Genomic DNA, 17154 nt, shown 5'->3' on the forward strand with positions numbered 1-17154 from the left:
TCACCCTTCAACGATAACCGCAATACAGGCATGTTCACTTTCGGCGGCGACGCCATGATCGGATTCTGACAAATAAGGGGGTGGGAAAACTCCCCCGCCCCCTGTCGATGCTCGTATCAGCAAGGCCGCCTCCCCCATTGGCGCGGCGCTGCCCTGTTTGCCGGTCTGCTTAGAGCGCGTCCAACAGGTTATCGACATCGCGGGCCTCGGTTGCCCAGCAGGTGACAAGGCGGATCAGAACGCCATCCACCCCCGGAGGTGTTGTCCAGCGATAGAAGCCAAATCCCAGTGCTTCCAGTGCTGCGACGCTTCTCTCAGGCAAGACCACGAACACTTCGTTGCTCTGCACGTCGAATGGCAGGGATGCTGCCGGATGACGCCTTAATCCATGCGCCAGACGCTGCGCCATTAGATTGGCCTGTACCGCGTGGCGCAACCATAATCCGTCTTCGAACAGGGCCATCAACTGGGCGCTGAGATAACGCTGCTTCGACCATAAATGCCCGCTGCGCTTGATCCGACGCAGGAAATTCTGTGCCAGATCCTCTTCGAAAATCAGCACCGCTTCGGCAGCCATTGCGCCGTTCTTTGTGCCACCAAGGCTCACCATGTCGAACCCGGCTTTCCATGTTGCCTCGGCAGGGCTGCAGCCAAGCGCGGCAATGGCATTGCCCAGTCGCGCGCCATCCAGATGGGTGGTCAGCCCGACAGCTCGTGCCCGCCCCGTCAGGGCGTCGAGTTGATCGAGTGAATAAACGGTTCCCCACTCCGTGCTCTGTGTCAGAGACAGGGTCTGAACCGGACTGGTATGAACGCCGCCTCCGGCATTGAGCGTCAGCGCGGTATCGAGCGCGCCCGGATCCATCCGTCCATCCGGTGACGGCAGCGGCATGAGACGCGCCCCGTGCATGAAGAACTCCGGCGCCCCGGCTTCGTCATTGTTGATATGTGCGCTCTGGTCGCAGATCACGGCGCCAAACGGTGCTGTGGCGGCGGAAAGCGCCAGGCTATTGGCGGCCGTTCCCGTGGCGACAGGAAAGACCCAAGTCCGGCATTCGAAGAGATCTGCCATCCTGACAGCAAGAGCCGATGTTTCACTGTCCTCGCCATAGGACGCTGCACTGCCTTCATTGACCCGCGCCAGCGCGGCCATCACCTCCGGACAGACAGGTGCGATGTTGTCACTTGCAAAGTTCTTGCGTATTGCCTCGGTCACGACCGTACCCCGCTCTTATTAGAAGCCGTCACACGAGCCGCTGCCCGCCTCGGCCACCCCGCTAAAGGAAGTCCTGCCATGAAACACGATCCGGCGCTTTCAGGAAAGCTCATCGACGGCAAGGCGATTGCACGCCGCCTCACGGATCGGGTCAAGGCCGAGGCCGAGGCGCTGCGTGAACGTACCGGCAAGATTCCGGGCCTTGCCGTGGTGCTGGTTGGCGACGACCCGGCGAGTGAGGTGTATGTCAAGAACAAGGCAATCCAGACCCATCGCGCGGGCATGCGCTCCTTCATGCACATGCTGCCCGAAACCACGTCGCAGGACGAGTTGCTCGAGCTGATCGAGCGCCTGAATGCCGATCCCCAGATACATGGTATTCTGGTCCAGCTGCCGCTGCCACGCCAGATCGACCCCATCCTGGTTACCAATGCCATTGCCCCCCACAAGGATGTGGACGGACTGGGCGAAGTCAATGCGGGTCGACTCAGCTTGGGCATTGACGGGCTGGTACCCTGCACACCTCTGGGATGCCTGATGCTGCTGAAGGAGACCCTGCCCGATCTGCGCGGACTTCACGCCGTGATCATCGGTGCGTCCAATCTTGTGGGCAAACCGATGGCGCAGCTTCTGCTCAAGGAGGGCTGCACCGTATCGGTCGGTCATATCGACACGCGTGACCCCAGGGGGCTGGCGCGGGAGGGCGATATCCTTGTGGTGGCGACAGGCAAGAATGGTCTGGTGCGTGGCGACTGGGTCAAACCCGGTGCCACAGTGATCGATGTAGGAATCACACGGATCGCCCTGCCGGATGGAAAGACGCGACTGGTCGGAGATGTGGCCTTTGATGAAGCGGCTCCGGTTGCCGGACATATCACCCCGGTGCCGGGCGGCGTCGGCCCCATGACCATCGCCTGCTTGCTGCACAATACGCTGCAGGCGGCGCGCGCCATTCTCGATCATGCCTCCCCGGATCACAAAGCGTCATGAGCCGTATCGCCATCGAACTCATACCCCGCGATACCGAAAGCCTTGGCGACGGCCTGTCCAGCGTCAAAAGCATCGCGCCTGACATCACGACAATCAATCTGCCCGACCTGCTGCGTTTGCCCCTGCGTTCATGGCAGGGAGCCGCCCTTGCCCGACAGGCTGGATATGGCGCCATTCCCCATATACGGGCGATCGATCTCGCCCCGGATGCCCCTCTACCCTGCGCCGAGCAGGAGGGGATCAGCGAGGTTCTGGTCATTGCGGGTGACCCGCCGCCAGACGACACCCATCGCACTTGGCCCAATAACAGCGCCGATATCATCGCCCGTTATCGCCGCGAAGCACCGCATCTCAAGGTCTACGCGGCTTTTGATCCCTATCGTCGCGCGCCGTGGCAGGAACTGGAAGACATCAAGCGAAAGCGCGATGCCGGTGCCGCCGGATTTTTCACACAGCCGCTTTTCGACCGCCGCTTTTTCGAACTCAGTGCTGCATGGCTGGAACAGGACACAGTGTTCTGGGGTCTCTCACCGGTCATCGGCCCTAAATCCCGCGCCTATTGGGAGCGCGTGAATCATGTGGTTTTCCCAACCGATTTCGAGCCGAAGCTGGAGGCCAATATCGCCTTCGCGCGCGAGATCCTGTCTCTTGTGCGCGAACGCGGCGATAACGCGTATCTCATGCCTTTGCGCGTCTCACTTGATGCCTATCTGACCCCGTTGCGCGACCTTCTGACGGCCTGAGTCCTCCCTTGGGAGAGAGACAGATCTCTCTCCGGATGAGGCGGTCAGAGTTTCGCCTGGGTCTCCCTGATCACCTCATGAATGAAAGCGAGCTTGTGCCGTATGGCGGGCGTGAGCACGAACGGATAGAAATCCTGAAGGCCCATCGACCGGTTCAGGCTGTTGACGGCCATGCTCAGGGGCAGCCAGGCATTCATGATCTCATCGAAGCCCAACTCGAGGTAGGGGTCCGCACTGAGGGCCGGGCTGGAATACTGGGCTGACTCAGGCGTGCGGGGCGCAATGGCAATGCCGTAGAGCCACGCCGTCTCGAGTGTAGACACGATATGCAGATAATGCGCCCAGGTCTCCGCGAAATCTTCCCAGGGGTGTGAGGCCGCATAGACACTAACATGGGTTTCACGCCATGAATCGGACGGGGGATTGGCGTAATGCGCCTCGAGAGCCTTCTGATAATCGATACGGTCATCACCGAACACGGCGCGGCAGCTCTCGAGCCTGCCGCCATCGCGTATAAGGACATTCCAGTAGTAATGGCCGACTTCATGGCGGAAATGACCGAGCAGTGTGCGGTAATACTCTCCCATCTCGACGCGCATATGCTCACGCTGGTCGTCATCAGCCTCACGAACCGCCAGGGTGATGAGGCCATTGTCATGGCCCGTCATGACGGGTGATGATCCATCCGGCCCGTCATCGAGGAAGTCGAAGGCAAGACCGTTTTCCGGGTCTTCCCTCCGGCTGATCAATGGCAGTCTGAGCCTGATCAGAGCATGGAACAGGCGATGCTTCGCAATCTCGATCTTGCGCCAGCGCTCAAGATTCTTGGGGTCATTCAGATCGGGAATTGTCCGGTTGAACTGGCAGGCGAAGCAGTATGGCCCCTGGGCCTGTTCCTCCGGATCGAGCAGCCAGTTGCACGCATCATAGGCGCGGTTGGCGCAGAACACATGCGGTGTCTTGTCGAACCCGGCCTCGTAAGGCAGCCATTCTCCCGGCTTCTGGCCTGGCTCAAGCGCGCTCAGATCCGATACCTTGTGGAGATACCCCACCTCATGATGGCAGGACTCGCAGCGCGTATTCTCGAAGAACAGGGGCTGGGCGCAGCATTCGCACGAAAAAAGCTTCAAGACACAATCATCCCGATGACGTAGTCAGCCGGAACTTCCTGTCAGGGCTTTGGTTCCCCTCCCCGATCCCTGTGCAGAAAATGAGCCTGCATCAGGACATCGAACTCAGCCTCGCAATGATCGAGCAGACCCGAAACAGGAGCCGCCTTGTCGGGCGTGTCGGAAGCCGCCAGAGGAATGTGATGCTGGGCGGCAATCAGGCCTGAGGTTGTGTCGAAACCTACCCAGCCATGATCAGGAACCCATATTTCCGCCCAGGCATGCAGATCGCATACCAGACGGTCCGGATCGACCTGAAGGGCTGAAGGTTCGATCAGATAGCCTGAAACGAAACGGGCCGCGTAGCCGAGATGGCGTGCCATCGCGATCAGCAGCCATGCGCTGTCACGACACGACCCTGCCTCACGCGCGAGGGTTTCCTGGGGAGCCCAGACGCCGGGTTCCATCCGTCGCATGTAATGAAGTCGCGTTGCAATCCGGCGCGCCAGCGTACGCAGACGGGACAGATGTGTTTCCCCGGGTGATGGATCATCCGCCGCGAGGAAGGGCAGCAGCACGGCAGGATCGACGACGGGACGCCGGTACTCCGGCTCATGCAACAACGGGGATGGTCCCGCGCCGGAGCCGGGATGCAGAGGGTCGAACGGCGCAAGATCCACGATCATGCTGACATCGACAACGAATTGCGACATCCGGGAGTTGAAGACGACCTCGGAGATCATATTGCCGTGTGAATCCTGCCCCCAGGTCAGACCCGCATGGTCGGGGCCGATCGTCATGGCATAGGTCGTCATGGCATTACGCATCCGCAGAGGCGGTCGCAGCCTGATGGTCTGGGGCCCCAGAGAAACCGGCCGGTCATACCTGTAGGATGTGCGATGGTTGAGCAGGACCGGTCTGCTCATCGTACTCCTCCCGCATGGCCTGAACTGATCATTCTTCCCCCGCCTGCCGGGATCATCCCGGCGGCTCCGATAACGGACCCTCGTAGCATGGTCCGGGCGTGACGCAACCAATACGCCGCTTTTCTGTTGTCGCATGATGAACCGCACAACCCGGCTCACACAACTTTTCTTTTACCACTTGGCAACCTGAGGACTATGGTAGTTTAATAAAACAACGTAACGTTTCGCCTCAGGATGAACCATCCCAAGCAAGAAGGTGAGAAAATATGGCGCTCGACGCCTCGCCAATTCATGAAGCCGGTATTTTTTCCACCTACGATGTCTCACCTTTCTATTGCGAGCTGATGAATCGCGGCGGCGCGCTGCCCGAAGCCCTGCGCAAGGTGCAAGAGCGTCTGGCCCATCTCACGCTGACCGATCTGCGGGAAAGGACAACCGACGCCGAGAACCTGCTTTGGCGTCTGGGGATTACTTTCACTGTCTACACAGAGCGCGAAGCGATCGATCGTATCCTGCCGTTCGACATGATTCCCCGCCTGCTGACCGCCGAGGAATGGGCTTTCGTCGAGAAAGGTGTCCAACAGCGCGTCAAGGCCATCAACCTCTTTCTGTGGGACATCTATCACGACCGCCATATCCTCAATGATGGCATTGTTCCTTCGGATCTCGTTCTGAACAATGCCAATTACTGCAAGGCCATGATCGGCGTTGACGTGCCGGGCGGCGTCTATGTTCATATCAACGGGACCGATCTGATACGTGACCGCTCTGGACGGTTTCTGGTACTCGAGGACAATGCGCGCACGCCTTCAGGGGTGTCCTATGTCATCGAGAACCGGCACATGATGCTGCGCCTCCTGCCCGATCTGGCTTCCGGGATCGCCGTGCGCTCTGTCGAGGATTACGGGATCAGACTCCACCGGGCGCTCTGCGACGTGGCGCCCGAAGGGGTGGTCGATCCGCAGGTCGTTCTTCTGTCCCCTGGAATGTACAATTCGGCCTATTTCGAGCACGTGTTTCTCGCTCGTGAGATGGGTGTTCCCCTTGTGGAAGGGCGTGATCTCGTCGTCGAGAACCACCATGTCTACATGCGTACTGTGGCGGGACTTCGACCCGTTCACTCGATCTACCGACGCATCGATGACGCCTTTCTCGACCCGCAGGCTTTCAATCCCGAGAGCCTTCTGGGTGTACCGGGGCTTGTTGATGCCTATTGCAGAGGCAATGTCACACTGGCCAATGCCCTTGGTACAGGTGTTGCGGATGACAAGGCGATCTACGCCTATATGCCGCGTATCATCCGTTATTATCTGAACGAGGACCCGATCCTCGACAGCGTGGACACCCACATCTGTGCAGAGCCCGAGGGCTTGGCCCACACCCTCGATAATCTGGCCAATCTGGTCGTGAAACCGGTTGGCGATTCCGGTGGATATGGATTGATCATCGGTCCCCACGCCACGCCGGATGAACTGAAGGCGTTTCGCGACAAACTCATCGAGAACCCGTCCAACTATATCAGTCAGCCCGTCATAGATCTTTCAGTCGTCCCGACGCTCTGCCCGGCCGGGGTCGAGGCGCGCCATGTCGATCTTCGACCTTTTGCCGTTACCGGAAAATCGACCTGGGTTCTTCCTGGCGGCTTGTCGCGGGTCGCGCTGCGCAAAGGCTCTCTGGTCGTCAATTCCTCTCAGGGGGGTGGGTCCAAGGATACATGGGTGATGTCAGCATGAGCCGTTTCAATCCCCATGTGACGGGTATTCAACCCGACCTGAACACTCTCCTCTCGCGCTATGCCGAGAACATGATGTGGCTCGCCCGCTATATGGAGCGGATCGAAAATCTGGCCCGCGTGCTCGAGGTCACCGAAGCCTTCGTCCGTGGGGCGGATGGGCGTCCGGTCTGGGAGTCGATCGTTCAGATCAACAGTGATGAGGAGAGGTTCCGCGCCCTTTATCCCTCGGCGACCGAAGATAACTACCTGCAATTTTACATCACTGATTGCGCCAATCCGAGCTCGATCAAGGCCATGGCGCATAGTGTGCGGGAAAATGCCCGCTCTGCCCGTCCCCTGATCTCCACCGAAATGTGGATGCAATTGAATGTCTTCACGCGCTGGATGCTCGATCTGACAGCCTCGGATATCAGACGAACCGGGCTTTCCACCCTGTGCAACCGCATCAAGCAGGAATGCCAATCCCATGCAGGGGTCACAGAGGGCACCTTGTATCGCGATCAGGCGTGGCTCTTTTATCTGTTGGGACGCCATCTCGAACGCAGCGACCAGATTACTCGCCTGATCGACACACGCTATCACACCCTGTTGCCGGATGCGGCAGAAGTCGGCTCCGAGATCGACATGACCCAATGGGCGTCAGTGCTTCGCTCTGCCGCAGCCTATCATGCCTTCAGGCGTCTGAAACCCGTTACGACAACCCCGGCCAATGTTGTCGGGTTTCTGCTCAAGAATGAGGGCTTTCCCCGTTCTCTCGCGCTGAACCTGCGACACGCCGATTCTGTGCTTGGAACGCTCTCTTCTCATTACAATCTTCGGCGGCAGAGCTCGGCCGTGCAGGAGCGCTTGGCCGAACTGCGCGCCATGCTCGAAGACCAGACCGCCGAGGAAATCATCATTCGTGGGCTTCACGAGTGTATGCACTGGATACAGGAGCAGATCGAAACCTGTCAGAACGAGCTTGCAGCAGCTTACTGGCCGCAACCCGACCTCGCACCCGCTCAGGCAATGAGCCAAGGGCAATAGACTGGGTAGATACGAGCAGACAGCCCAACGCGTTGGGAAATATTCTGCATCGTATCTGACGGGCACCCATCCAGTGTCGGTTGTTTTATTGTGCGGCTGAAGGGCCCGTCATTTCCGAGACCGGAAACGGGCTGAACAAGCGCATATGTCTTCCTGCAGGGACGCAGAGCCACGGTCCGCTAGCGCAAAGGCGACCGATCAGCCGCCTTTGCGGGTCGTTGTTCACCCCTCGAAAAAGGGCGTATCCCCTGCCCCCTGCGACACCGCTTACGAAGGGTGATCGCCCTTTACGCAAGCGTGTGGAGAAGACCGCCATCAGAAGAAACCCCCATCACTCAGGACTTCGTTAGCGGACCGTCCCCTCGTGAAGAGAGGGGGGGCCATCTGGTAAGCGGCCTCAGGCTTCGCTGTCGTCGTCCTGCTGCTCGTCGGGCGAGGTCATCAGAGCCTCGGCCACCACACCAGCCTGTTCGCGGATGCGTCGTTCGATATCAGCCGCCATCTCAGGGTGATCGCGCAGGAACTGCTTGGCGTTCTCGCGGCCCTGGCCAACGCGGGTGCTGTCATAGGAGAACCAGGCGCCAGATTTCTCGACGATATTCGCTTTGACGCCCAGATCGATCAGTTCACCGACCTTGCTGATCCCCTCGCCATACATGATGTCGAACTCGACCTGACGGAAAGGCGGAGCCATCTTGTTCTTGACCACTTTCACGCGGGTCTGGTTGCCCACCACCTCGTCGCGGTCCTTGATCGAACCGATACGACGGATATCGAGACGCACCGAGGCATAGAACTTCAGGGCGTTACCGCCCGTGGTGGTTTCGGGATTCCCAAACATCACGCCGATCTTCATGCGGATCTGGTTCAGGAAGATAACCATCGTGTTCGAGCGCGAGACAGTGCCGGTCAGCTTGCGCAGGGCCTGGCTCATCAGACGGGCATGCAGGCCCACATGACTGTCGCCCATATCGCCCTCAAGCTCGGCGCGGGGCACGAGGGCGGCAACGGAATCGACCACGAGAACATCGACTGCGCCCGATCGTACCAGCGTATCGGCGATCTCAAGTGCCTGTTCGCCGGCATCGGGCTGGCTCAGGAGCAGATTGTCAACATCAACGCCCAGCTTGCGGGCATAACCAGGATCGAGCGCATGTTCGGCGTCGATGAAGGCGCAGGTCCCCCCTTTTTTCTGAGCTTCGGCGATGGCATGCAAGGCGAGCGTGGTCTTGCCCGAGCTTTCCGGACCATAGATCTCGATGATACGTCCACGCGGCAGCCCTCCGATGCCAAGCCCGATATCGAGGCCCAGGGACCCCGTCGAGATCACATCGGCCTGCTCTTTGGGGCGCTGCCCCATACGCATGATCGAACCCTTGCCGAAAGCACGTTCGATCTGGCTCAGCGCACCCTCGAGTGCTTTCGTCCTGTCCACGCTCATCTCTTGTCCTCCGCTCTCGTCAGTCTCGCCGAAACCTGCGGGATCGGCAATCAGCCACGAGGCGATTCGTGTTGATCGTTCACTTTTGTTCTGGGGAACATATCATGATCAAACCCCTCTTGCACAAGGGGGATAGAAGCGAAAATGCCCCCTTGAGGAGGGGGCATTTCCGGGGGTCATATTCAGTTGTTGACGCTCCCGACCGACAGGCCGCCCCCACGGGGATCCGTATCGCCCTGGCAGGTGCCGCCATGGCAGAGCGAGGCATTGACGCGGCCCTGGCCCTCATGCGGTACCGTCGTGCCGGATACTGCCGCATGAGCAGCCTGTGCCAGCGCATCGGCGGCATCGTTCTGGCCGGATGCGGCCAATGCCGCAACCAAGGAGCCCCGGCGCTGCAGGATCGCTGCCGACAGCAGCGGCGCCGGGTAGCGCCCCGGTGCCGCTGCCAGCAGAACGCCCGTGCCATCGGCAATACGCCCGGTGCCGAACAGATTATTGTCGGTCAGGGCGCAGGCAACCGCGCCGCCCTTGTTATCGGTCACGACATAGGAGGTCGAAGCGGGCAGCGCGGGCAGAGCCCCGGAGCGGCTCGATCCCGCATTGACCAGCGTCTGGGCGGCGCTCAGCAGCGCGTCTCCGCTCAGGCCGTGTCGGTCTTCGCCGCGCCATGTGCCCACGACGCCCTGAGCCGAAGCCCCAGAATGGAAGGCCGCTGCCGCACCGATACCACCATCGGCGGGCGGGGGCAGAAACGACGCTGTGTAGCCATCCTGTTCGACCTGAAGGGCCGCAAGCTGCATCGGCATGGCCGTGCGCATCGACGCGGTGGTCAGACCGGCTCCGGCGCGGTTGGCGCCATCGACAAAAATACCACCCAGCGCGCCGTTGTAGAGATCGCCCACACCCAGATTGGTCATGCGCTCGAGGAAGCTCGCCAGCTGCGGCTGCACCAGTGCGTCGCCATTCTGCAATGGCGACCCATCGGGACGGCTGAAGATTGTCCGCGCGGCTTCGTCGGCGGAAAGCGGTGTGTAAACGGCCGCGATATCCTGTGCGAGAACACGACTGACCGTGGTGCCGCTGCGGGCCAGACGCACGGACGGCCCAAGCAGATCGGCGAATTCGACCGAGCCATAGCGCAGCTGCATCGTGAACAGCCCGCGCGGCGTCATCGGGATCGCCGCCTGTCGCGAGGCGGATGCTGCCACCGGCGGCGCAGCGGGCAGGAAGACGAACGCCTGCGGCGCCTCGCTGCCGCGGCTGACCAGACACGCACCGCCACCGCCAAGCGAGGCGCGCGACGGCAGTGTCACGGAAAGCGCCATACCCACAGCAGCCGCGGCATCGGCGGCATTGCCGCCATGAACCAGCACGTCGCGCCCGACCAGGGCGGCGCGCGGCTCATCGGCCACCACGGTGCCGATATAGCCGGTCACGATGGGCGTGGTCTTGCCGAACAGGCTGTGACCGATATGCGAGACATCACTGCACCCGGCAAGCAGCACGGCTGCCGACATGGCGCAGGCCGTGCGCGTAAGACGTCCTGCCATCGGCCGGGGAGCGGTCGTCCGGGAGGCGGTCGTCCGACGATGCGCCACGTGCTGTGTCTCCATGACCCGGCAAGCCTTCTCTCTTCTGGTCCAGTCAGGATGTCTCCGGGGTCGAAGCAGCAACCGACAGGAAATTGGGTTCGTTAACGCATCTAACCGTGATCCGGACGATGGGCAACCTGCCAGCATCGTGATGGTTTTGCGAAATTGCCCGCCCTGTCCTATTCAGGACCTCCTTGTCTTATGCCTCGCAGGATCGACCCCATGACCCGCCCGACCCGCACCAAGCTCGCCGGCGCCCTTCTGGCCCTCGGTCTGAGCGCCTCGACCAGCATCCCCGCTTTGGCCGAACCCGCGAGCAGCTTCTCGCCCCAGCAGCGCGCCGAGATCGTCTCGATCTTGCGCGACGCCCTTAAGAACGACCCGAGCATTCTGAGTGACGCCATCGTCGCCTTGCGCCAGGGCGCCCAGCAGAAAGCTGCCGATGACGCGCTGACCCATGTGAAATCGGATCGCGAGCGCCTGCAGAAGGGGCCCGACTACACAATCCGCGGCAACCCCGAGGGCGATCTGACGATCGTGGAATTCCTCGATCCGCGTTGCGGCTATTGCCGCAGCATGGTGCCCGTCGTCGACGCCTTGCTGAAATCGGACACTAAGCTGCGCCTTGTCGAGAAGCTCGTCCCCGTCCTGAGTGAAAAGAGCGTGCTCGATACCCAGGCCATCTTCGCCGCAGCCCTGCAAGGCGGCTATGAAAAGATGAAGCGCGCGCTGATGCAGGATACGACACCGCCCACCCTGGACCGTATTCGCCAGCTTGCTACAGCCAATGGCCTGAACGCCGACAAGCTCGTGACCGATATGCACGCTTCGAGCGTTGCCGCGCAGATCAACGAAAACCTGGCGGAAGCCCGTCTGATCGGCCTGGACGGCACACCCACCTTCGTTTTCGGTACCAGCGCGATTATCCCGGGCGCAATCTCCGCCGAGGAAATGCGCAGCCAGATCAAGACCGCGCGCAGCGCAGCCCGATAAGCCTTACATAACAGAAGATCGAGCATGACCCGGCTATGCCGGGATCAGACAAAAGGCAGGTCCCTTCTCCCCGGCATGCTGACGGGATTGGCTCCCATAGGAAGCGTATCTCCCGTCAGTGTGCAGAGCCTGACCCCACCTCCCGACTAGTCGGGAATTTTGGAAGCCTTGATCTTGGCTTCGAGGCGTCCGAGATTTTCGAGAATCTCTGGCGAAGGCGGCGGTGGTTCCGGGCTCAGGCTCTCAAGCTTCTCGATGAGGGCTTCCATGACGACCAGACGCGAGAACCATTTCTTGTTCGAGGGCACGACAAGCCATGGGGCATGTTCGCACGCTGTAGCCCGGATTGCCTTCTCGTAGGCTGACTGATAATCGGGCCAGAATTGTCGCTCTGCGAGATCGCTCTCATCGAATTTCCAGCGTTTATCTGGCCGATGCAAACGACGCAGCAGCCGCTCCTGTTGGCAATCCGCAGACATATGCAGCATGACCTTCAGGATATGGATGCCCTGACGGCTCAGATAAGCCTCGAAATCGCAGATATCCTGTAGACGGTGGTCCCAGAATTCGGGCTTTTTCGGATCGCCTCTCATGCCGTTGGTGTTCAGCGTATCGGCATGAACGCGCGCAACCAGCACATCCTCGTAATGGCTGCGATTGAATACCCCAACCTGACCACGGCCGGGAATCGCCATGTGAACGCGCCAGAGAAAGTCATGAGACAGCTCGATATCGCTCGGCTTCTTGAACGACACGACCTTGGTGCCTTGGGGATTCATGCCTGTCATGACGTTCAGGATGAGGCTGTCCTTGCCAGCCCCATCCATTCCCTGCAGCACCACCAGCAGGGAATGACGATGCTCCGAGGCAAGCCGCTCCTGCAATTCTCCCAGATGGGCCCGTCTCTTGCTCAGCCACGCCTCGACATGCCCCTTGTGAAGGCCGGCATGATCTCCGGGATTTACCGATTTCAGTTCGAAATCGCGGCCATCCCTGACGAGGTAGTGCCCGGGGAGCTTGCGGGCCACGCTGAGAGTGAGTTCAGTCACTTTTTCTATCCACTGCAAGACCACCGGCCGCCTGACAGACAGGCATCATTTCGATGGCGTTGATATTCACATGGGGCGGCAGGCTGAGAAGCCATGAAACCGTTCCCGCAATATCCTCGGGCGTCAGCGGATCGGTACCTTTGTACACATCCGCAGCCTTCTGGTTGTCGCGAAGCCGGACATTGCTGAACTCACTGCCACCGCACAGACCAGGTTCGATCGTGCTCGCACGGATAAGCGTTCCCAGAAGATCCGTGCGTAGATTACGCATGAATTGGGCAACGAACGCCTTGGTCGCACCGTACACATTACCCCCGACATAGGGGTAGGTGCCGGCAATACTGCCAAGGGTGATGATATAGCCGTGGTTGCGTTCGATCATTTGTGGAAGAAACGCGCGAGTGACCTCGACAACACCCGTCACATTCGTGTCAATCATCGTTTTCCAGTCTTCCAGCTTGGAATCCTGGGCTTTACCGACCCCGAGGGCGAGCCCGGCATTGTTGATCAGCACATCGACCTTGCGCCAGTCTGTGGGCAGGGTTTCAGGCAATGCAGCCACCTTTCCTGCGTCCGTCACGTCAAGAACCTGGGGCAGAAACGCATCGCCCAGTTCACGATGCAGGGCTTCCAGACGGTCGGCGCGACGGCCGGTGCCGATCACACGATGCCCTTCCTTCACCAGACGCACGGCAATAGCCCGACCGAAACCGGCCGTCGCACCTGTCACAAGAATAACTGCCATCGTCTTTTTCCTCTCTGCCTCGGGGTCATGCGGATCTCGCTCCCGTTCTGACGGGTCACGTCCATGATGGTTGCCGAATTGCCCCGGACTTGCAAAACCCCATCCGATGGCCGACATTTTCCCCCATGGCTTCTGATTTCACAACGTCCACCGATGCGCTGACGGGGCGCCTCCTCATTTCGAGCCCCGTCCTCGGCGATTCAGACTTTGCCAGAAGCGTGATCTATCTCTGCGCTCATTCCGAGAAGGATGGCGCTATGGGGCTGATCATCAACAAGCGCGTGCCGCATCCGACGCTCGAGACCCTGTTCGACCAGCTCGAAATCACCCCCTCCCCGCCTAAGCGACGCATCAATCTCTGCGCCGGTGGTCCGGTAGAACCGACGCGTGGCTTTGTGCTGCACTCGGCAGACTGGCAGCGCGACGATAGTCTGGTGGTGAATAACGAGAATTGCCTGACCGCGAGCCTGGACATCCTGCACGAGATCGCCAAGGGCGAAGGCCCTCGACAGGCCCTGCTTGCGCTGGGTCACGCCTCATGGGAGCCGGGGCAGCTGGAAGACGAGATCATCCGTCAGAATGCCTGGCTGAGTGCCCCGGCATCGGATGATCTGATCTACGGGATCAATCACCTGTCCAAATGGCGCAAGGCGCTTGCCACGATCAATATCGACCCGCTTTCACTGTCCAATCTTGTTGGGCACGCCTAAGGCGCCTTAACGGCATTTTTCGGCCATAGGTGGCTGCGCATCCAGAATACGCGCCGCCTCGTTTTTATCGATCGGGTGGCGGTAGAATTTCCCGTAGAAGCTCTGGATCTGACCAATCATCGCGCCCCGGTCGATATGACCGTCGCGGATGATCTGACGCGCCCAGATCAGTTGCAGCATGAGTTCCGGGCTGTAGCGATCCCAGTTGAACACCCCGGCAGGGTTGCGAAAAACATGATGGCTCTGCACAGCCACCAGACGGGCCCAGAGAGCATCACCGTTCAATACGTCCACCGATCCCGCATCGGCCCCCAGGATAATTATCTCAGGGTTCCAGCTCAGGATCTGTTCCATGGAAACAGGGCGCTTGTTGCCATGCACATTCTGCGCCGCATTGATGCCCCCGGCATCGCGTATCCATTCATCCACGATACTGCGATCGCCATCGACCGTCAGGGGATCGAGCGACGCGATATGCAGGATACGGGGCCGCGAGGCTGCGGAAGCACTCGCCCCTTGAGCCAGAACTTTCTCGAAATCGGCACGATAGGCTGCGGCCTGATCTCTCGCCAGTTTCGTGCCGAGCCGCGACGCGGTGTCATCGATCGTTTTCAGCATCCCCCCGAAATCGGTAAACCCCACAGGGGCAACATCCAGTCCTACAGCCTCGAGTGAGGGGGCCACCCCGGAATCGCGCGTGACGAAAACCAGATCGGGATGAAGTGCCAGAACCGCCTCGGCATTGAGCGCCATGCTGTCGAATATCCGCGCCTGTCTCAGGGAAGGCGCCACGCAAACCATCCAGGGGAAACGGGCGGGAGTGATCACACTGCCAACGACCCTGTCGACCGCGCCCAGCATGATGAGCGTGGCATTATGGGCGTACCAGCCATCGACGATGCGCGCGGGCGCACCCTTCAGGGGAGCGGACTGCGCCGGGGTAATTCCGGATGCTCCGAACGCCAGAAGAGCGCATAACAGCGCAGAGCGCCCCAAAGAGACGACAGTCATAATTTAAGTCTCCCCCGCAAAGAAACGATCATCCGCAATATCGTGGTGGGTGAGCGGGGTCTCATAGAACGCGCTGAGACGCCCGGCGTCCAGAATGACATCAGGTGTGCCCTGCGCGAGAACCCTGCCATGCTCGAGCAGCACCACATGTGTGGCATAACGATAGACCAGATCGGGTTGGTGCGCCGTCATGAGGACCAGCCGTCCCGCTTTTCCAAGCGCCCCGAGCAACGCCATGAGCCGGATCTGATGACCGAAATCCAGTCCCGAAAGCGGCTCATCCAGCACAAGGACCGGTGTTTCCTGCACGAGGGCGCGCGCCAGAAGCACGCGCTGATACTCTCCGCCCGAAAGGGATGTGCAGGGTCGGTCGCGCAGCGCATTCAGCCCAAGCCGGGTCAGGATGCGCGTCACAATGCCCTGGTCCTCAGGCCGACTTTCCCGCATGAGCCCCTTATAGGGCAGACGCCCCATCGCCACGATCTGGTCGACGCTGTAAGGCGGCGGGGTTTCGCGGTTCTGCGGGACATAAGCCAGAATACGGGCCAGATCGCGTCGCCCGAAATCATGCACGGCACGCCCGTCAAGCATGATCTCTCCGTCACTCGCCCGCAGGAGCCCGAGAATCAGGCGCAGCAGCGTGGTTTTCCCTGCCCCGTTTGCGCCCATCAGACAAACCAGCTGGCCCGGCGCGAAGGAGAGTGACAGATCCCGCAGAATGACCCTTCCCTGACGGGTGAAACCCAGTTTTTCGAGCCTCAGATGGGGCATCCTAGAGACGTCCTTCGCGGCGGAGCTGCCTGAGCACCAGAATGAAGCCCAGTGCCCCGAAAAGCTCGGTCATCATTCCGAGCGGTATCTCGGAAGCGGAAAGGCTCCGCGAGGCCGTATCGGCCAGAAGCAGGCAGGATGCCCCGAGCAGACCCGCAAGAGGCAGCAGGATACGGTGAGAGGGACCCACCATGATCCGTGCCATATGAGGGATAATCAGTCCGACCCAGCCGATAATTCCCGCCATCGAAACGGTGAGGGCTCCGAGGGACGTGGCCAGCACCAGGACGACCATACGCAACACGCCCACCGGCAAACCGAGGCTGCGCGCCTCATCATCGCTCAAAGAGAGCGTGTCGAGCACCTGTGCCCCTATCCAGAGAAGTGCCATGCCAAGGCAGAGCACCGGCACGACCACCGCCAGCTCCGTCCAGCTCGTACGGGCCAGACTGCCCAGCAACCAGTAAATGATGGCGGGTAACTGATCATAGGGATCGGCCACGTATTTGAGCAGGGAAAGCAGCGCGGTGAACAGGGCGCTACTGATCAGCCCCCCCAGCAGAAGAGGCAGTACCCCCGCCTGCCCGACCAGACGGGCAATGGCAAAACCGCAGGCCACGGCGCAGCATCCGCCGCAGAAACTGGCCAGCCCGATGAATGGGCCTGTGGCATGAAGCAGGATGGCTCCAGCCGCCCCGAAAGCCGCCCCGCTGAGCACGCCCAGCAGATCGGGTGAGACCAGCGGATTACGAAACACGGCCTGAAACGCGCCGCCCGACACGGAGAGTGCCGCCCCGATCACGATAGCGCCGATAATGCGCGGCATTCTTGCCTGTATCAGAACCAGATGCGTCGAGGCATCTCCCTTCCCGATGCAGAATTGAAGAAGCGCGGAAAACGAGACGGGATAACGGCCAATCATCAAGCTTGCGCAGCACAGAATGCCGAGCCCTATAAGCGCCGCGAGCAGATAAAACCGATAACTCACGCGCTCCTGTCCTTCCGCCCCTCAGACCTCGTTCCAGCGATAAAGGGCCTTGGCCGTCTTGGCGAGAGCCAAAGCAGCGGACGGTCTGAATGCCGCACAGGGAACA

The 17154-nt window shown here is 60.5% G+C and carries 16 protein-coding genes; 6 read left to right on the top strand and 10 right to left on the bottom strand.

What is annotated here, in order from left to right; all coding sequences use genetic code 11:
- Positions 1-169: 169 nt before the first annotated feature.
- Positions 170-1216, bottom strand: coding sequence for a threonine aldolase family protein (locus tag AA0535_RS04575; protein ID WP_264814729.1), 1047 nt, complete (start codon positions 1214-1216; stop codon positions 170-172).
- A 78-nt stretch (positions 1217-1294) separates the two neighbouring features.
- On the opposite strand from AA0535_RS04575, the gene folD reads away from it, so the two are divergent.
- Both folD and AA0535_RS04585 read left to right on the top strand, forming a co-directional pair.
- A complete protein-coding gene (gene folD / locus AA0535_RS04580; RefSeq protein WP_264814730.1) occupies positions 1295-2206 on the top strand; it encodes a bifunctional methylenetetrahydrofolate dehydrogenase/methenyltetrahydrofolate cyclohydrolase FolD in 912 nt (303 codons plus the stop codon).
- On the top strand, positions 2203-2949 hold the full coding sequence (locus AA0535_RS04585) for a methylenetetrahydrofolate reductase (protein ID WP_264814731.1): 747 nt from the start codon (positions 2203-2205) through the stop codon (positions 2947-2949). The genes folD and AA0535_RS04585 overlap by 4 nt, the downstream gene beginning before the upstream one ends.
- 44 nt (positions 2950-2993) lie before the next feature.
- Here the strand turns inward: AA0535_RS04585 and AA0535_RS04590 are convergent, their stop codons facing one another.
- Both AA0535_RS04590 and AA0535_RS04595 read right to left on the bottom strand, forming a co-directional pair.
- A complete protein-coding gene (locus AA0535_RS04590; RefSeq protein ID WP_264814732.1) occupies positions 2994-4079 on the bottom strand; it encodes a zinc-binding metallopeptidase family protein in 1086 nt (361 codons plus the stop codon).
- A 41-nt stretch (positions 4080-4120) separates the two neighbouring features.
- A complete protein-coding gene (locus AA0535_RS04595) occupies positions 4121-4984 on the bottom strand; it encodes a transglutaminase family protein (RefSeq protein WP_264814733.1) in 864 nt (287 codons plus the stop codon).
- A gap of 266 nt (positions 4985-5250) precedes the next feature.
- Between AA0535_RS04595 and AA0535_RS04600 the strand changes: the two genes are divergently transcribed.
- A complete protein-coding gene (locus tag AA0535_RS04600) occupies positions 5251-6717 on the top strand; it encodes a circularly permuted type 2 ATP-grasp protein (protein ID WP_264814734.1) in 1467 nt (488 codons plus the stop codon).
- Entirely contained in the window at positions 6714-7745 is a 1032-nt protein-coding gene (locus AA0535_RS04605; protein ID WP_264814866.1) for an alpha-E domain-containing protein, read from the top strand. The genes AA0535_RS04600 and AA0535_RS04605 overlap by 4 nt, the downstream gene beginning before the upstream one ends.
- Before the next feature lie 397 nt (positions 7746-8142).
- Here the strand turns inward: AA0535_RS04605 and recA are convergent, their stop codons facing one another.
- Both recA and AA0535_RS04615 read right to left on the bottom strand, forming a co-directional pair.
- Complete coding sequence (gene recA, locus AA0535_RS04610) at positions 8143-9186, bottom strand: recombinase RecA (RefSeq protein WP_264814735.1); 1044 nt, start codon at positions 9184-9186, stop codon at positions 8143-8145.
- 182 nt (positions 9187-9368) lie between these two features.
- Positions 9369-10802 carry a gamma-glutamyltransferase gene (locus AA0535_RS04615; RefSeq protein ID WP_264814736.1) on the bottom strand — a complete coding sequence of 478 codons (1434 nt, stop codon included), beginning with the start codon at positions 10800-10802 and terminating at the stop codon, positions 9369-9371.
- 201 nt (positions 10803-11003) lie between these two features.
- On the opposite strand from AA0535_RS04615, the gene AA0535_RS04620 reads away from it, so the two are divergent.
- Complete coding sequence (locus tag AA0535_RS04620) at positions 11004-11774, top strand: DsbA family protein (RefSeq protein WP_264814737.1); 771 nt, start codon at positions 11004-11006, stop codon at positions 11772-11774.
- Between the two features lie 146 nt (positions 11775-11920).
- Here AA0535_RS04620 and AA0535_RS04625 read toward each other — a convergent pair whose 3' ends face one another.
- Entirely contained in the window at positions 11921-12823 is a 903-nt protein-coding gene (locus AA0535_RS04625; RefSeq protein WP_264814738.1) for a PPK2 family polyphosphate kinase, read from the bottom strand.
- A complete protein-coding gene (locus AA0535_RS04630) occupies positions 12816-13568 on the bottom strand; it encodes an SDR family NAD(P)-dependent oxidoreductase (protein WP_264814739.1) in 753 nt (250 codons plus the stop codon). Before AA0535_RS04630 ends, AA0535_RS04625 begins: the two co-directional genes overlap by 8 nt.
- Before the next feature lie 125 nt (positions 13569-13693).
- Here AA0535_RS04630 and AA0535_RS04635 point away from each other — a divergent pair, with 125 nt between their 5' ends.
- Positions 13694-14278, top strand: a complete 585-nt coding sequence (locus AA0535_RS04635; RefSeq protein ID WP_127101001.1) for a YqgE/AlgH family protein — start codon at positions 13694-13696, stop codon at positions 14276-14278.
- A 6-nt stretch (positions 14279-14284) separates the two neighbouring features.
- Here the strand turns inward: AA0535_RS04635 and AA0535_RS04640 are convergent, their stop codons facing one another.
- Genes AA0535_RS04640 through AA0535_RS04650 form a run of 3 tightly spaced genes read right to left on the bottom strand, consistent with a single transcriptional unit; the run spans position 14285 to position 17048 of the window.
- Positions 14285-15289 carry an ABC transporter substrate-binding protein gene (locus AA0535_RS04640; protein ID WP_264814740.1) on the bottom strand — a complete coding sequence of 335 codons (1005 nt, stop codon included), beginning with the start codon at positions 15287-15289 and terminating at the stop codon, positions 14285-14287.
- A 3-nt stretch (positions 15290-15292) separates the two neighbouring features.
- The gene (locus tag AA0535_RS04645; RefSeq protein WP_264814741.1) at positions 15293-16060 is read right to left on the bottom strand and encodes an ABC transporter ATP-binding protein; all 768 of its coding nucleotides are present in this window, start codon (positions 16058-16060) and stop codon (positions 15293-15295) included.
- A gap of 1 nt (position 16061) precedes the next feature.
- Positions 16062-17048, bottom strand: coding sequence for a FecCD family ABC transporter permease (locus tag AA0535_RS04650; protein ID WP_264814742.1), 987 nt, complete (start codon positions 17046-17048; stop codon positions 16062-16064).
- Positions 17049-17154 lie beyond the last annotated feature (106 nt).

It is taken from the genome of Asaia krungthepensis NRIC 0535, assembly GCF_025995175.1.
In the GTDB taxonomy this organism is placed as follows: domain Bacteria; phylum Pseudomonadota; class Alphaproteobacteria; order Acetobacterales; family Acetobacteraceae; genus Asaia; species Asaia krungthepensis.

What these genes read in the sequence shown, in the direction of transcription:
- AA0535_RS04635 (WP_127101001.1), top strand. Translation starts at nt 13,694, where the DNA reads ATGGCTTCTGATTTCACAACGTCCACCGATGCGCTGACGGGGCGCCTC.
- AA0535_RS04600 (WP_264814734.1), top strand. Translation starts at nt 5,251, where the DNA reads ATGGCGCTCGACGCCTCGCCAATTCATGAAGCCGGTATTTTTTCCACC.
- AA0535_RS04585 (WP_264814731.1), top strand. Translation starts at nt 2,203, where the DNA reads ATGAGCCGTATCGCCATCGAACTCATACCCCGCGATACCGAAAGCCTT.
- AA0535_RS04640 (WP_264814740.1), bottom strand. Translation starts at nt 15,289, where the DNA reads ATGACTGTCGTCTCTTTGGGGCGCTCTGCGCTGTTATGCGCTCTTCTG.
- recA (WP_264814735.1), bottom strand. Translation starts at nt 9,186, where the DNA reads ATGAGCGTGGACAGGACGAAAGCACTCGAGGGTGCGCTGAGCCAGATC.
- AA0535_RS04630 (WP_264814739.1), bottom strand. Translation starts at nt 13,568, where the DNA reads ATGGCAGTTATTCTTGTGACAGGTGCGACGGCCGGTTTCGGTCGGGCT.
- AA0535_RS04595 (WP_264814733.1), bottom strand. Translation starts at nt 4,984, where the DNA reads ATGAGCAGACCGGTCCTGCTCAACCATCGCACATCCTACAGGTATGAC.
- AA0535_RS04605 (WP_264814866.1), top strand. Translation starts at nt 6,714, where the DNA reads ATGAGCCGTTTCAATCCCCATGTGACGGGTATTCAACCCGACCTGAAC.
- AA0535_RS04620 (WP_264814737.1), top strand. Translation starts at nt 11,004, where the DNA reads ATGACCCGCCCGACCCGCACCAAGCTCGCCGGCGCCCTTCTGGCCCTC.
- AA0535_RS04615 (WP_264814736.1), bottom strand. Translation starts at nt 10,802, where the DNA reads ATGGAGACACAGCACGTGGCGCATCGTCGGACGACCGCCTCCCGGACG.
- folD (WP_264814730.1), top strand. Translation starts at nt 1,295, where the DNA reads ATGAAACACGATCCGGCGCTTTCAGGAAAGCTCATCGACGGCAAGGCG.
- AA0535_RS04645 (WP_264814741.1), bottom strand. Translation starts at nt 16,060, where the DNA reads ATGCCCCATCTGAGGCTCGAAAAACTGGGTTTCACCCGTCAGGGAAGG.